Source organism: Enterobacter sp. 50793107 (assembly GCF_001463365.1).
GTDB lineage: Bacteria > Pseudomonadota > Gammaproteobacteria > Enterobacterales > Enterobacteriaceae > Enterobacter > Enterobacter cloacae.
On record NZ_LNII01000055.1, the window covers coordinates 1 to 18,047 of the forward strand.

Genomic DNA, 18,047 nt, shown 5'->3' on the forward strand with positions numbered 1-18,047 from the left:
AAATTAACGCAAAAATGTACATCCGGGTATTTTTAAATTTCACTTAAATAACAATGACTTTATTAGTTTCATTTGAAAGGCCATTTTTAAGAGTTTGTCCAGAAACCCCATGATTTTTCTTAATTGTAACACCACATTAACATTGTGGGTGTAGTTGCCTATACCACATTTTGTTATGCTGCGAATCAGTTAAGAAGTAAGCAAATTCTTAATTCATATTAGGCTAAGGTCGGCTCTCATCTCCAATGGAAATGGGTATGGGGAGCTATTACCCGAAATTCAGTACGGGGGATTAATAATATTTTTCTGATTATCTATACCTCTTTTTGGGTAAAGGGTTAAACCATTCGCAGACTCAGGGAGATATAAATGATGAGAGAGCGAAATTATAAGTGGGTTCGATTATCCGCAGTGCTGGTGTTAATTTCGGCATGGATTAATACGACCTATGCCAATAGCGGCGCGTTGGGTTTTGCCACGGTGCCGACGACAACATTAAAAGAAAGTATTCTTTTTGCCATCGATCGCGATCCGTCGGTCAGCCAGCAGGCGGCACAATTGGGGATTGGTCAGGCGCAAATAGATGAAGCACGTAGCGGATGGATGCCGCAAATATCGCTGAACGGCAGTACGGGCCATAGCCAAACCACCGATTCCAGCGGTTCACTGAGAAATTCAGCGGCATGGGGATTAAGCCTTACGCAGCTCATTTATGACTTTGGCAAGACGAATAACAGCATCAGCCAGTCTTCAGCGCGACGCGATAGCTATCGTTATCAGCTGATGGAGACGCTCACCGCCGTGGCGGAAAAAACCGCGCTGAGCTACGTGGAGGTCAGACGTTATAGCGATCTGTTGCAGGCGGCTAAAGAGAATGTGCAGGCCCTCAAAAATGTGGAGCAGCTGGCGAAACTGCGCGCGGATGCAGGCGTAAGCTCAACCTCCGATGAGCTGCAGACCCGCACGCGAATCGCCGGTATGCAGGCGACGGTTGAGCAGTACAACGCCGCGCTCAACAGCGCCCGCGCAAGGCTCGCGGTGTTGACGGGCATGCAGGCTGAAGCCTATTCACCGGTCCCTGAGAAGCTTGCCGTAGAGCAGAATGCCGTCAACCAGATCGATTACTCGCTGATACCGGCGGTCATGGCCGCGCAGAATATGGAGCGTTCAGCCCAGTATGGGGTGGAAACCGCAAAATCTCAGCACTGGCCAACGTTAAGCCTGAAAGGAGGCCGCACGCGCTATGAGTCGGATAACCGCGCTTACTGGGATGACCAGATCCAGCTCAATATCGATGCACCGCTGTATCAGGGCGGCGCCGTTTCGGCACGCGTTCGTCAGGCTGAAGGCACCAGGGCGATGGCCTCCTCTCAGGTCGATCAGGCGCGGTTTGATGTGTTGCAAAAAGCCTCCGTCGCGCAGGCAGACTGGACCGGCGCGCGTGGAAGAATGGCCGCCGGAAGCTTACAGCTTGAAAACGCATTACGTGCCCGCGCGGTCTACAAAAACGAATACACCCTGAGCAAGCGGAGCATTAATGATTTGCTCAGCGTAGAACAGGATGTCTGGCAGGCCACGTCTGCCAAAATAATGGCCGAATATGATGGCTGGAGCGCGGCAATTAATTACGCCTCTGCTGTTGATAATCTCATGACGCTTATTGGAGTAGAAAAAAACGCTGCCGCAAAATTACCCGATTTGAGTTGAAAAAAGCCGCGCCTTTCTGCGCGAAATAAATCTGAAAATAATGGGTGAAATTTCCCAGGGATAGCTACATCCATCTGGTGGACATATCCACAGGAATCCGAGCACCTGCAAGGAGAGAAATATGAGTAACGTAAAAGTTGTAGATGTCATCATTCGCAAGACAGCGGAGAAAACGAAATTAACCGGCGAAGGAAATCTGTCGGTCTCCATTTCCTCTCCGAGCGTGATTGAAATCCAGGGTTCTGCACAGGACGTGGTGCGTTACGTCCGCCAGGGGAAAGACCTTCTCATTTATATGAAAGATGGCAGCGTTATTCGCTGCAATAACTATTTCGTTGAAGATCCTGAAACCCATAACCAGTCTGAACTGGTATTTAACGATAATCAGGAATTAACACATATCTCTTTTGCCGATGCCGGGGAAGCGTCAGGCGCAGCCGTTACTGAATTAACCTCGCAAGCCACACCGATTAGCAGCATTGAACCTTTCCTGACCCAGGAGAGCATATTGAGCGATGCGCCATGGGGCTGGATTGCGGGGGCGGCGTTAGGCGGCGGTGCTATTGGGGCACTGCTGGCTCACGGTGGCGACGGCGAAACAAAAACAAAAGTTATTGATAATACGAAAGAAGTTGAGAGCGCAACGCCAACCTTCATGCTCACCGATCTTGCGGGAGACAAGCAGGGCGTGCTGAGTGCAAATGCGATCACCGACGATAACACGCCAACCTTTAGCGGTACCGGGCAACCGGGCGCGACCATTCAGATCAAAGACAGCAGCGGCAATACGCTTGCCAGCGCGATGGTCAGTAAAGACGGCACCTGGACGGTAAAACTGCCGACCCAGACAGACGGGGAACATACCTGGTCAGTCGTGCAGATCGACGGCAGTAAAACGACCTCCGCAGGCAGCATCACCGTGACCGTTGATACTGCCGTGGCGAGCGTGACGCTGGCAACCACGGCGGGGGATAACGTCATCAACGCCAGCGAGCAGTCCACAGGCTTTACGCTTTCTGGTGCCAGCAAGAACCTGGCGCAGGGAACAGAGCTGACCGTTACGCTGAACGGCAAATCCTATACGGCTGAGGTGGGTGCAAACGGCGCATGGAGCGTGAAGGTGCCTGCGGCGGATGCGCAGGCGCTGGGCGACGGCACCTGGACGGTGAACGTCAGCGGCAAGGACGCGGCGGGCAATACCGTGAACGGCAGTCAGACGATTGGCGTGGATACTGCGGCACCGACCATCGCGGTCGATACTGTCGCGCAGGACAATATTATCAATGCCGCTGAACACCATCAGCCGCTGACGCTGAGCGGGAAAACCACGGCGGAAGCCGGTCAGATTGTCACGGTGACAGTGAACGGTAAAAACCATACCGCCACGGTGGGCAGCGACGGTACCTGGTCCGTCACGCTGCCAGCCAGCGAGGTGCAGTCGCTGGCGAATGGTGAACACACCCTGACGGTGAACGTCAGCGATAAAGCCGGGAACGGGTCATCCACCCAGGCTCATTTCACCGTGGATGCTGTCGCCCCGGTCGTGACCATCAATACCGTCGCGGGCGACGATATTCTCAACACCAGCGAGCAGGGCCAGGCGCAGATTATTTCCGGCCAGGCGACCGGAGCCGTAGCAGGTGATGTGGTCACCGTAACCGTTGGCGGCCAGAGCTTTACCGGCGTGGTGCAGGCGAATGGCAGCTGGAGCGTAGGCGTACCGGCGTCAGTCATTGGCGCGCTGGGGGAAGGTAACCACAGCATTGCGGTTTCGGTGACCGATGCGGCGGGCAATACCGGTAACGCCACCCACGGCATTACCCTGAGCGGCAACCCACCGGAATTCACCTTGAATGCCATCAGCCAGGATAACGTGCTGAACGCGCAGGAGGCGATGCAGCCGCTGAGCCTGAGCGGCACCAGCAACCTGCCAGACGGCAGCGTGGTAAACGTCACGCTGAATAACGTGAGCTATCAGGCCACCGTTAATAACGGCATCTGGTCAGTTCAGGTGCCGGTGTCTGACGTTCTGAACCTGGCAAACACCCTGTACACCGTCAGCGTGAGCGGCACCGATGCCGCCGGTAACAGCGGCTCCACCGAAGCGACGCTGCTGGTGGATACCGTACTGCCGCAGGTGATTATCAATACCTTCGCCGGTGACAACCTGGTCAACAACGCTGAAGTGGCGGTGGATCAAACCCTGAGCGGGCGCGTCACCGGTGCGGCAGCGGGCGACACGGTCTCTGTTTCAGTGGGCGGCAAGAGCTACACCGCTACAGTAGGCAGCGATCTGACCTGGAGCGTGACCATTTCGTCAGCCGATCTGAAGGCCTTTGGCGACGGGGCGTTAACCTTTACCGCTTCTGTCACCAACGCCCACGGCAACACCGGCAGCGGCGAGCGTGATATCAACATCAACGCCGAGCTCCCTGGCCTGCGGGTAAATACCATTTCTGGCGATGACGTAATCAACGCCATCGAGCAGCAGCAGGATCTGACCGTGACCGGCTCCAGCACCCACCTGGCAGCGGGCACGCACGTCACCGTCACCATCAACGGCGTCGAGTATGCCGCCGTGGTCAACGCCAATGGCAGCTGGCAAATCGGCGTCCCGGCGTCCGATCTGCAGGGCTGGACGGCCGGAGATATCACCGTTCACGTCAGCGCGACAGATGCCTGGGGAAATACCGTTTCAGCTGAGCACCCCATCGAGCTGGATCTGAACGCCGTGGCGGTGACCATCGATACCGTCAGCAGCGATGACATGCTGAATGCGGCTGAAAAAGGTGCCGATCTTGTGCTGTCGGGCCAGACGCAGGGGGTAGAGGCCGGGCAGACCGTGGTGGTGAAATTCGCCGACCAGACCTTTACCGCGCAGGTGCAGCAGGATGGCTCCTGGAGCCTGACCGTGCCGGCCAGCGCCATGGAGACGCTGATTGACGGACGCGCGCAGGTCAGCGTCAGCGTGACGAACGTCAGCGGCAACAGCGCCGACGCGTCGCGCGTGGTGACCGTGGATACCTTACCGCCGTCCATTACGATCGATAACCTGACCGACGACAACATCATTAATGCGGCCGAAGCGCAGCAGGATCTGATCTTAAGCGGCAGCAGCAATGCTGAGGCGGGACAGACGGTTACCGTTACGCTGAACGGCAAGCACTATCAGACCACGGTCCAGAGTGACGGGACCTGGACGGTGAACGTACCGGCTGAGGATCTCGGCGCGCTGACGGACGGCACCGTCACGGTGACGGCAACCGTGAGTGACGTGGCAGGCAACAGCAGCAGCGCAGACCGCGTTGGGCTGGTGGATGCGACCGTCCCGCAGGTAACCATTAACGACTTTGTCACCGACACCAATACCGTTAACCAGCTCGCACATTCACAGGCGCAGATCCTGAGCGGGTCGGTCACCGGTGCGGCAGCGGGTGACCTGGTGACCATCACCCTGAATAACGTGGAGTACACCACCGTGGTGGATGCGGCGGGGAACTGGAGCCTCGGCCTGCCAGCCTCCGTTGTACAGGGTCTGACAGACGGGACCTGGACCGTTAACGTCTCGGTGACCGATCGCTCCGGTAATACCGGCAGTAGCGCAGTGGACGTAGTGGTCAACACCGTGACGCCGGAAATCGCTATCAATACCCTGGCGGCGGATGATGTGATCAATGCGACTGAGAAAGGCGAGGATCTGCTGCTTTCCGGAACCAGCAACCAGCCGGAAGGGACGACGATTACCGTTCGCCTTAACGGCATCACCTACACCGCGACCACCGACGCCAGCGGCAGCTGGAGCGTCACCGTACCTGCCTCTGCGGTCAGCGCGCTGGGCGAAGCGCATTACACCGTGACTGCCAGCGTCACCGACAGCGTGGGCAACAGCGCCTCAACCACGCACGATGTGCTGGTGGACAGCTCGCTGCCGGTTGTGACCATCAACGCGCTGGCGGGCGATAACATCGTTAACGCGGTGGAAGTGGCCACGGGGCAGACGTTGACCGGTAAGGTTACGAATGCTGTTTCAGGTGACACTGTCACCATTATGCTCGGCGGCCAGACCTACACCACCACGGTTCAGGACGATCTCACCTGGAGCCTGCCGTTAACCCAGAGCCAGTTAACCGCGCTTGGCAACGGCGAACTGACCGTATCGGCCAGCGTCACCAACGTGCACGGCAACACCGGCTCTTCCTCGCTGAACTTCACCATCGACGCCCAGCTGCCGGGCCTGCGTATTGATACGGTCGCAGGCGATGACGTCATCAATATCATCGAGCACGGTCAGAACCTGATTGTGTCGGGAACCAGCACCGATCTGGCGGCAGGCAGCACCGTTACCGTCACCATTAACGGCAAGGATTATTCCGCCTCGGTACTGGCAGACGGCACCTGGCAGGCGGCCGTGCCTGCGGCGGACGTCTCCCAATGGGCTGACGGTTCACTGACCATCAGCGCCAGCGCGCAGGACACCTCCGGCAACCCGGTCACGATAGGCACCGTCGTTGATGTGGATCTCAGCCCGGTCGCCATTAGCATTAACAGCGTGACCGCTGACAACGTGCTGAACGCGACGGAAAAAGGCGAAGACCTGGTGCTCAGCGGCACCTCGGCCAACGTTGAGGCGGGACAGACCGTGATCGTTACCCTGGGCGGGAAAACGTATACGGCGACGGTAGACGCCAACGGCGACTGGACCACCACCGTTCCGGCAGCGGATCTGAGCAGCCTGAAGGACGGCGATGCCAGCGTGCAGGTGAGCGTGACCAACGTTAACGGCAACAGCGCATCGGCGGGGCGCGAGTACAGCGTGGATACCACCGCGCCGACGGTCACCCTCAATACCATCAGCGGTGACAACATCCTGAATGCGGCAGAGGCGGTGCAGGATCTGACCCTCAGCGGTACCTCCACCGCCGAAGCGGGCCAGACGGTGACCGTGGCCTTCAATGGCAACACCTATACCGCGCAGGTGCAGGCAGACGGCAGCTGGACGCTCGACGTCCCGGCGGCCGATCTGGCGGGCATCGCCGACGGTAATGCCACGGTCACGGCATCCGTTTCTGATAAAGCCGGCAACCCGGCGAGCACCGATGCGGCCGTGCTGGTGGATACCACCGTGCCGCAGATCGTGTTTGACGTTGTGGCGGGTGATGACATCCTGAATATAGCCGAACACGGCCAGGCGCTGATCGTCTCCGGTAAGGTCACGGGTGCCCAGGCGGGAGACGTGATTACCGTCACCCTCAACGGCAAAGACTACACCGCCATGCTGGACGCCTCCGGGAACTGGAGCACCGGCATTCCGGCCACGGACGTCGGCGCGCTGGTAAGCGGCGATCAGACCCTCTCGGCAACACTCACCGATAAAGCGGGTAACAGCACCACCGCCACGCATGATGTTACGGTCTCCCTGACCGCGCCGGTTATCGCCATCAACACCCTTGCGGGCGATGACGTGATTAACGCGATCGAAAAGGGCGACGATCTGCTGCTCTCCGGCACCAGCAATCAGCCGGACGGCACCACCATCACCGTAACCCTGAATGGTATCAGTTATACCGCCACCACCGACGCCAGCGGCAACTGGAGCGTGACCGTTCCGGCAGCCAACGTCTCGGCGCTGGGTGAAGCCAGCTACACCGTGACGGCGAGCGTGACCGATACGGCAGGCAACAGCGCGAGCGCAAGTCATAACGTGCTGGTGGACAGCGCGCTGCCGGTTGTCACCATTAATGCGGTTGCCACCGACGACATCATTAACGCTGCGGAAGTGGCGTCTGGCCAGACGCTGAGCGGGAAAGTGAGCGGTGCCGCGAGCGGTGACACTGTCACGCTTTCCATTGGCGGCAACAACTATACGACAACCGTTCAGGACGATTTAAGCTGGTCGGTGAATGTGCCGTCTGACGTGTTAACCGCCATCGGCAACGGGGACCTGACCGTGACGGCCAGCGTCACCAACGGCCACGGCAACACCGCTTATGGCGCGCGTGACATCACCATTGATGCCAACCTGCCGGGCCTGCGTGTGGACACCGTGGCGGGCGACGATGTGATTAACAGCATCGAGCACGGGCAGAACCTGATTATCACCGGTACCAGCGAGGGGCTGAGCGCTGGCTCGGCGCTGACGGTCACCGTCAACGGTAAAACCTACGCGGCCACGGTGCTGGCAGACGGCACCTGGACGGCAGCGATCCCTGCCGCAGACGTCAGCGCGCTGAATGCGGGCACGGTCACCGTGACCGTTGATGGCCAGAGCAGCGCCGGTAACCCGGTGACTATCAGCCATGACGTGACTGTGGATCTGGCGACCGTGGCTATCAGTATTGACGCCATCGCCACCGACGACGTGATCAATGCGGCAGAAAAAGGGGCGGATCTGGTGCTCTCCGGCTCCACCACTAACGTGGAAGAAAACCAGACGGTTTACATCACCTTCGGCGGTAAGTCTTACACCGCCACCGTGGATGCCAGCGGCAACTGGACCGCCACCGTACCATCGGCTGATTTGGGTAGCCTGAAAGATGGCGACGCCAGCGTGCAGGTGAGCGTCACCAACGTCAATGGCAACAGCGCGTCGGCAGGCCGCGAATATAGCGTGGACGCTACCGCGCCGACGGTTTCTATTGAGATTGTCAGCGATAACAACATCATCAACGCGCTTGAAGCGCAGCAGGATCTGGACATCAACGGCGTGACCAACGCCGAAGCGGGCCAGACCGTCACCGTGACCCTGAACGGCGTGGATTACACCACCACCGTACAGGCCAACGGCAGCTGGAGCGTCACCGTGCCGTCTGCGGACCTGGGCAGCATGGTGGACGGCAACTACACCATCAGTGCCGCCGTCTCCGATAAAGCGGGCAACCCGGCCTCTGCGGATCGCGACGTGCTGGTGGATATCACGGTTCCGCAGTTGACCATTAACACCGTGTCCGACGACGACGTGATCAACAGTGCCGAGCATGCGCAGGCCCTGATGGTGACCGGTTCCGTGACCGGCGCCGAAGCGGGCGATGTGGTTACCGTCACCATTAACAACAAATCGTATACCGCCACCGTGGATGCCTCAGGCAACTGGAGCGTGGGGGTACCTGCGGCGGACGTCAGTGCGCTGACCGCGGGCGATTACACCATCACCGCCGCGTTGACCGATAAAGCCGGTAACAGCAATAGCGCGACCCATGACGTGGAGGTGAACCTGACCGCCCCGGTGCTGACCATCGATACCGTGTCCGGTGATGATGTGATCAACAGCACCGAGAAAACGCAGGATCTGACCATTACCGGTACGGCCACCGGCCTGACGGCAGGTGCGGTTGTTACCGTGATGCTCAACGGCAAAGCGTATAGCGCGACGGTGGATGATAACGGTCTCTGGAGCACCACCGTTCCGGCGAGCGAGGTGGGGCAACTGGGTGAAGCGCTTTACAGCGTCACCGCGTCAGCCACGGACAGCGTCGGCAACAGTGCCAGTACCTCGCACACCGTGAACGTGGAATCCGTTCTGCCGGGGGTGATCATCAATACCGTCGCGGGTGACGACGTCATTAACGCGGCAGAGCTGGCAACCGGGCAGACCATCAGCGGTACCGTGGTGAATGCCGAAGCGGGCAATACCGTGACCGTGACGTTAGGTGGCAACACGTACACGGCCACGGTGCAGAGCGATCTCACCTGGTCTGTCAACGTACCGGAATCCGATCTGACGGCGCTGGGCAACGGCGAACTGACGGTGAGCGCCAGCGTAACCAACAATGTGGGCAACAGCGGCTCCGCTGAGCGCGATATTGCTATCGACGCCAATCTGCCGGGCCTGCGTGTGGACACCGTGGCGGGCGATGATGTGATCAACACCATCGAGCACGGGCAGAACCTGATTATCACCGGCTCCAGCGACGGTCTGACGCCGGGTACGGGATTAACCGTCACCGTGAACGGCAAAACCTACCCGGCGACGGTGCTGGCCGACGGCTCCTGGAGCGCAGCGGTTCCGGCGGCGGACGTCGGGGCGCTGGCTGCAGGCACGGTCACTGTGACCGTTGAAGGTCAGAGCAGCGCGGGTAACCCGGTCTCCATCAGCCACGATGTCACGGTGGATCTGGCAAGCGTCGCCATCAGCATTGACGCCATTGCCACCGACGACGTGATTAATGCGGCCGAGAAGGGCGCGGATCTGGTGCTCTCCGGCAGCACCTCGAACGTGGAAGCGAACCAGACCGTCACGATTACCTTCGGCGGCAAGAGCTACACTGCCACCGTGGGGACAGACGGTAAATGGACCGCCACCGTGCCAGCGGCGGATCTTGCCGGTCTGAAAGACGGCGACGCCAGCGTGCAGGTGAGCGTCACCAACGTCAACGGCAACAGCGCGTCCGCAGGTCGCGAGTACAGCGTGGACGCCAGCGCGCCGTCCGTGACCATCAACACCCTTGCAGCGGACGACATTCTTAATGCGGCAGAAGCACAGGCCGACCTGACCGTCTCCGGTACCAGCACCGCGGAAGCGGGCCAGACGGTGACCGTGAGCCTGAACGGCAAGGACTACACCGCAACGGTCGGTTCAGACGGTCACTGGACGCTGAACGTCCCGGCGGCGGATTTGGCAGGTTTAGCCGACGGCAGCGTGACCGTCACCGCATCGGTCAGCGACAAGGCGGGTAACCCGGCGTCGGTTGATCACAATCTGACGGTGGACATGACCGTGCCTCAGGTGACCATCAGCACCATCGCGGGCGATGACGTCATTAACATCGCAGAACACGGCCAGGCACAAATCATCAGCGGCATTGCCACCGACGCGGCGGCGGGTGATAAGGTCACCGTGACGATTGGCGGCCAGAGCTACACCACCGTGCTGGACGCGGCGGGCAACTGGAGCGTGGGGGTACCGGCCAGCGTCATTTCCGGCCTCAGCGACGGCAGCGTGACCGTCACTGCGTCAGTCACTGACGCGGCGGGCAATACCGGCACCGGCACCCATAGTGTGACCGTCGATACCGGTCTGCCTTCGGTTAATTTCAACGCCATCAGCGATGACAACGTCCTGAATGCGGTGGAGAAAGGCCAGGATCTGAACGTCAGCGGCACCAGCGCCAACCTGGCAGAAGGCACCGTGGTGACCGTGACCCTGAACGGTAAAAACTACACGGCCACCACGGCGGCAGACGGTACCTGGAGCCTGACGGTTCCGGCCGCCGACCTGGCGGGGCTGGGACAGGCGAACTACACCCTGAACGCGACCGCCACCAACGGCGTGGGCAACAGCGTGAGCAATACGGCGAACCTGCTGGTCGACACCGCACTGCCGACCGTCACCATTAATACCGTGGCGGGCGACAACGTGATTAACGCAGCAGAAGTGGCGGCAGGCCAGACTATCAGCGGCAGCGTGGCGAATGCCGAAGCGGGCAACACCGTAACCGTGACGATTGGCGGCAACAGCTACACCGCGACGGTGCAGAGCGATCTGAGCTGGTCCGTGAGCGTGCCGGAGTCGGTCCTGACCGCGCTGGGCAACGGCGATTTAACGGTATCAGCGACCGTTACCAACGGCCACGGCAACACCGGTACGGGCGAACGCGATATCACCATCGACGCCAACCTGCCGGGTCTGCGTGTGGACACCGTGGCGGGCGACGATGTGATCAATAGCATCGAACATGGTCAGAACCTGATTGTCACCGGCTCCAGCGACGGGCTGGCGGCGGGCACAACGCTCACCGTGACCCTGAATGGCAAAACTTATGCGGCTTACGTGCTGGCAGATGGTACGTGGAGCGCGGCGATCCCGGCCGCAGACGTCGGGGCGCTGGCTGCTGGTACGGTCACCGTCACCGTTGCAGGCCAGAGCGCAGCAGGCAACCCGGTGACCATCAGCCATGACGTCACGGTCGATCTGACCGCGGTCGCCATCAGCATTGACACCATCGCCGCTGACGACGTGATTAACGCGGCGGAGAAAGGTGCGGATCTGGTGCTCTCCGGTAGCACCAGCAACGTGGAAGAAAACCAGACCGTTACCGTCACCTTTGGCGGCAAGTCTTATACCGCCACCGTCGATGCCGACGGCAACTGGACCGCCACCGTGCCGTCCGCGGATCTCGCGGGCCTGAAAGACGGCGATGCCAGCGTGCAGGTGAGCGTCACCAACGCGCACGGCAACAGCGCGTCCGCAGGGCGTGAGTACAGCGTGGATGCCACCGCGCCAGGCGTCACCATTGATACGGTTGCAGGCGATAACGTTATTAACGGCAGCGAAGCATCCGCTGGTGTGACTGTCTCCGGCACGACCACGGCAGAAACCGGGCAGACGGTTACCGTGACGCTGGGCGGCAACAGCTATACCGCCCAGGTACAACCGGATGGCACCTGGAGCGTCAACGTACCTTCCGCCGATCTGTCCGCACTGGCTGATAATGGCTATACGGTGCAGGTGAGCGTCAGCGATACGGCGGGTAACCCGGGCAGCGCGAACAAAGCGATTACGCTGGATACCACACCGCCGACCGTCAGCTTTAACGTGGTGGCGGGCGATGATGTCATCAACAGCGTGGAACATGCGCAGGCGCAGATCGTCAGCGGCACGTCCACCGGCGCGAACGTAGGCGATAAGGTCGTCATCACCTTGGGTTCAAACCAGTACACTACCACCGTTGATGCCAGCGGTAACTGGAGCGTGGGCGTACCGGCGAGCGTGATTTCTGCGCTCAATGACGGCACCGTGACCCTCAGCGCAACCATCACCGACAGCGCGGGCAACAGCAGCACCCAGACCCACGACGTGGTGGTTAACACCGCCTCCGTGGCGCTGACGGTTAATACCCTCAGTGGCGATGACGTAATCAACGCAGCAGAAGCCGCTACGTCTCTGGTGATTAACGGCTCCAGTGCCCAGTTTGCCAGCGGCACGGTGGTGACCGTGACCCTGAACGGCAAGAGCTATACGGCCACCATTCAGAGCGACGGCAGCTGGAGCACCACCGTACCGGCAGCCGATGTGGGTGCGCTGGCCGATGGCGCGAACTATCAGGTAGCGGTTTCGGCGCAGGACAGCGCGGGCAACAGCGCTTCGGCAACGCACAGCATCAGCGTGGACACCACTGCGCCGGTGGTGAGCATTGCAACGCTGTCGGGCGATGACGTGCTGAACGCAGCGGAAGCGCAGCAGCCGCTGACCGTGCACGGCTCCTCCAGTGCAGAGGCGGGCCAGACCGTCACCGTGACGCTGGGCGGAAAAACCTACACTGCCACCGTGGCGAATGACGGCACCTGGACGCTGGATGTTCCAGCCACTGACCTGGCTGCACTCAGCCAGGGCGCGCTGACGGTGACCGCGTCGGTCAATGACAACGCTGGTAATAACGGCCAGACCACGCACACCTTAACGGTGGACACCGTTGCGCCGACCGTCACCATCAGCACCGTGGCCGATGACGATATTGTCAACAACGCCGAGCAGCTGGCCGGCCAGACCATCCGCGGCACCACCACGGCGGAACAGGGCCAGACAGTGACCGTCTCCTTTAACGGCCACAGCTATCAGGCGACCGTCGCGGCAGACGGTACGTGGTCGGTCTTCGTGCCGGGCCGTGATTTCCTTGGCCTGAGCGACGGGGATTACACCCTTACCGCCTCGGTGAGCGATAAGGCGGGCAACCCGGGCAGCGCCACGCACGACGTGACGCTGAACGGCGATGTACCGACGATCGTTATTAACACCTTTGCCCAGGACGACATCGTCAGCGCCGCTGAACACGGTACGCCGCTGGTGATCAGCGGCACTACCGACGCGCCAGCGGGCCAGACGGTGACGGTGACCCTGAACGGCAAGTCCTATACGACGGCCGTGCAGATTGACGGCAGCTGGAGCTATACGCTCGGCAGCGCAGATGTTTCCGCGCTGGCAGACGGCGGCGCGTATGTCATTAACGCGCAGGTGAGCAACACCATCGGTAACAGCGCCAGCGACAACCATACCGTTACCGTGGATCTGACTGCGCCGTCGATGGGGATCAGCATTGATTCCCTGCAAAACGACACCGGTCTGAGCGCGAGTGATTTCATCACCAACGACAGCCAGATTATCATCAACGGTTCCCTGACCGCGCAGCTCGGCAACAACGAGAAGGCGCAGATCAGCCTGGACGGCGGGGCCACGTGGAGTGATCTGAGCGTCACCGGCACGACCTGGCGCTACACCGATAGCCGCACTCTGACGGACGATACGTACCAGTACCAGGTGCGGGTGATCGATAACGCGGGCAACGTGGGGGCAACGGACAGCCAGGACGTGGTGATTGATCTGACCGCGCCTGTGGCAACGAGCATTACGGTTGACTCCATCTCCCAGGATACCGGTCTGTCCGACAGCGACTTTATTACCAGCGATACGCAGATCAGCCTGAAAGGGACGCTGGGCGCGGCGCTGGGCAGCGGTGACCACGTCCAGATCAGCCTCGACGGCGGCCAGAACTGGACCGATGTTAGCGTCAGCGGTTTGAACTGGACCTATGTGGATGGCCGTACGCTGACCGACGGGGATTATAACTACCAGCTGCGCGTCATTGATGATGCGGGGAATATCAGCGCTACCGTAAGCCAGGTAGTGACCATCGATACCGTTGTGCCGGACGCCAGCAAAACGATCGCCATCGACAGCATCAGCGATGACACTGGCCTGAGCAACAGCGACTTTATCACCAGCGATACCTCGCTGACGCTGCACGGCTCGCTCGGCGCGACGCTGGCCGACGGGGAATATGCCCAGATCAGTATTGACGGCGGCGTGACCTGGCAGAACGTGATTGTCACTGGCAACAACTGGTACTACGTGGATGGCCGCACGCTGGCTAACCAGACCTACGACTACTACGTTCGCGTGGTGGATGCCGCAGGTAACGTGGGTGCCAGCGCCCATCAGCAGGTCACCGTTGACACGGTGGCCCCGGATGCGGCGATCACGGTGAGCGTGGATAACATCACCGTGGATACCGGCTTCGACAATAACGACTTCCTGACCAGCTCGACATCCTACACCCTGCACGGCACGCTCGGTGCTGAACTGGGGGCGGGTGAGTACGTTCAGGTGAGCATGGATGGCGGCACCACCTGGGTCTACGCCACCGTGAGCGGCACGCAGTGGAGCTATAACGACACGCGCACGCTGACCGACGATAGCTACAGTTACCAGGTACGTGTTGTCGACCAGGCGGGGAACGTCGGGGCTACCACGTCGCAGGTGGTAACGGTGGATACGCAGGCGCCGCAGTACGGCGTCACTATCGACAGCATCAGCGACGATACCGGACAGTCCGGCAGTGATTTCATCACCATGGACACCACGCTGACCATTAACGGTTCGCTCGGTAGCGCGCTGGCAGACGACGAGCGCGTGCAGATCAGCCTCGACGGCGGGAATACGTGGGTTGACACCACGGTCACCAACCAGCGCTGGAGCTACACCGATACCCGCGATCTGGATGACGGGAACTACACCTACCAGGTGCGGATTATCGACCAGGCGGGTAACGTTGGCTCCACCGCGTCGCAGGTGGTGACGGTCGATACTACGCCGCCAACCACCGTGGGTACCGTGGTGAGCTACACCGACGGTGAAGGCGAGCGTCAGGGCACTTACGGTACGTCGGTGGCGACGGATGATACCTCACCGCTGATCAACGGCACGCTGAACCGCGCCCCGGACGACGGCGAAATTGTGCAGCTCTATCGTGACGGCATTCTGCTTGGTCAGGTAACCATGAACGGCAGCGCCAGCTGGTCCTTCCAGGACAACGGCCTGAGCGATGGCAACCACACCTACATTGTGCGTGTCACCGACAAAGCCGGTAACTACACGGAATCGGACGGGTTTGTGCTGAACGTCGATACCAGCGTGCCGACCACCACGGCGGCAATTACCGCCCAGACCACCTCCGATACCACGCCGATTGTCAGCGGTACGGTATCCGCAGACCTGGTGAACGGTGAATACCTGGTGGTGACGGTGAACGGGAAAACCTACACCTCCCAGACCGGCGGTGCGGTAGTGGTCGACCCGGATCACAACACCTGGTATCTGCAGATCCCGGACAGCGATGCGCTGGGCGTGGCGAGCTATAACGTCACCGCTCAGGTGAAGAGCAGTGCGGGCAACGGTAATACCACCGGTATTGCCAACGGCAGCCTGGTGATTGATACCACCACCGTGAATACCGACTGGGCGACCACGGCGGGGAACAGCAATAACTCGACTATGACCGTCGGCACGAACAGCAGCGGCCTGTGGAATATCATTGCTAACGGCCAGTCTTACTCCAGCAGCGATAGCTCCACTTATGCGGGTAATGCGCTGACCAACACGCGTTCCTACTACGTGGTCAGCCAGACGGCCGCAGACTTTGACCGAAACGGCACACAGGATGTGTTCGGTACTGAAACCGGCTACGCAGGCTCCACGCAGGTCATGTGGACCTACGATGGCAGCACCTATAACGCCAGCCAGCTGGCGATGGGGACCACCATCTGGTACGGCGGCGTGGTGGCGTACGACAAAAACGGGGATGGTTATCTGGATCTGGCATACGGCGATGCGGGTGCGGACTCCATAACCTATCTGATTAACAACAATGGCGTGCTGACACCAGACGGTACCAACGGCGGGGCAGGCTTCTGGGGACAATTCACCACCATGCGTGAAATCTCCGGCGTCGACCTGAACAACGACGGCACCGTAGACATTGTGCAGCATACCAACCGCAGCAGTGCGTACTCGTTAACGGTGATTAATAACAACGGTAACGGCACGCTCTCCATCGGCCAGAACCTGACCAACGTGTTTGTCGCGAACGCCTCGAATACCACCACGGCAGCCTCCATGACGTGGGCGGACTTCAACGGCGATGGCTACATGGATCTGTACCTGGGCAGCAGCTACAACAACACCGGCGGGGTGATCTACTACAACAACGGTGCAGGGCAGCTGTCCACGACCAAGAGCGCGGTAGAAGCTTCTAACGCCACGGCGGGGTATCTGTCGGTGGCGGTGGACTGGAACGGTGACGGGCAGATGGACATCATCAAGCTCAGCACCTACGGCGCGTCACAAACCGCAACCCTGTTCACCAACAACGGTTACGGTTCCACCTGGACCTCGAGCCAGCTGGCGTCTGGGCTTGCCAACGTCACCGGCGTGGCTGCGGTGGATTACAACTGGGACGGCGCACAGGATCTGCTGGTGTCGCAGCAGAACGGTAAGGTGGTGCTGGTGCAAAACAGCAAAACCATTGCCGACGGCACCGCGATGCACCTGCACATTGTCGACAGTGAGGGTATCAACGCTTACTACGGCAACACGGTCAATCTGTATAACGCCGCGGGTGTGCTGGTGGCCTCGCAGATCATCAACGCCCAGTCCGGTATCGGCTCGAACGATACCTCTGCGCTGGTGAGTTTCTACGGGCTGGATCCGAATGAGACCTACTCGGCCGAGATCGTCAAGATCACTAATGGCGTGTCGGATAACGTCACCTGGAGCGGCCTGGAGGCGGGCAACGGTAAGGAGGGCTACGTTCTCACTGCCGAAGCGGCCACCGGCGGCCACAGCGGAACGATTACCGGCACCGGGTATAACGACACCTTTATCGCAGAGGATGGCACCTATACCTATAACGGTTCCGGCGGCTGGAATACCCATTCCGACTATGACACCTGGAGCAACACCGGTGGGATGGACGTGGTGGATTACCGTAACGCGACGTCCGGCATTACCGTTGATTTACGCCTCTCCACGGCGCAGGACACCGGGTTTGGCACCACGCGGTTGTTGAACATTGAAGGGATCAACGGCTCGGACTTCGACGATGTCATTACCGGCAACAGCGGTGATAACCAGTTCGAAGGCCGGGGCGGAAACGACACCTTCAATATCGGCAGCGGCGGCCACGACACGTTGCTCTATAAGCTCATCAACGCGTCGGATGCCACGGGTGGTAACGGTCACGATGTGGTGAACGGCTTTACCGTCGGCACCTGGGAAGGCACGGCGGATACGGACCGTATCGACCTGCGCGATCTGCTCTCCGACAGCGGTTATACCGGCACGGGTTCGGCGAGCTATGTGAACGGGGTGGCAACGCTGGACAGCAGCGCGGGGAACATCACCGATTACATCCGCGTGGTGCAAAACGGCAGCAATACCGAAATCCAGGTTGACCTCGACGGTACGGGCGGTCAGTTCTCGCCTACCACGCTGGTGACCCTGAACGGCGTCCAGACGGATCTGGCGACGCTGCTGGCCAATCATCAACTGTTAATTGCGTAAAACCCTGCCG

At 60.1% G+C, this 18,047-nt stretch carries 2 protein-coding genes; both read left to right on the forward strand.

Annotated features, from left to right (window positions below):
• Positions 1 to 369: 369 nt before the first annotated feature.
• On the forward strand, positions 370 to 1,707 hold the full coding sequence (locus APU11_RS07550) for a TolC family outer membrane protein (RefSeq protein ID WP_058650330.1): 1,338 nt from the start codon (positions 370 to 372) through the stop codon (positions 1,705 to 1,707).
• 121 nt (positions 1,708 to 1,828) lie between these two features.
• Positions 1,829 to 18,037 (forward strand): Ig-like domain-containing protein, encoded by a 16,209-nt coding sequence (locus APU11_RS07555; RefSeq protein ID WP_060578374.1) that lies wholly within the window; start codon positions 1,829 to 1,831, stop codon positions 18,035 to 18,037.
• Positions 18,038 to 18,047: the final 10 nt, after the last annotated feature.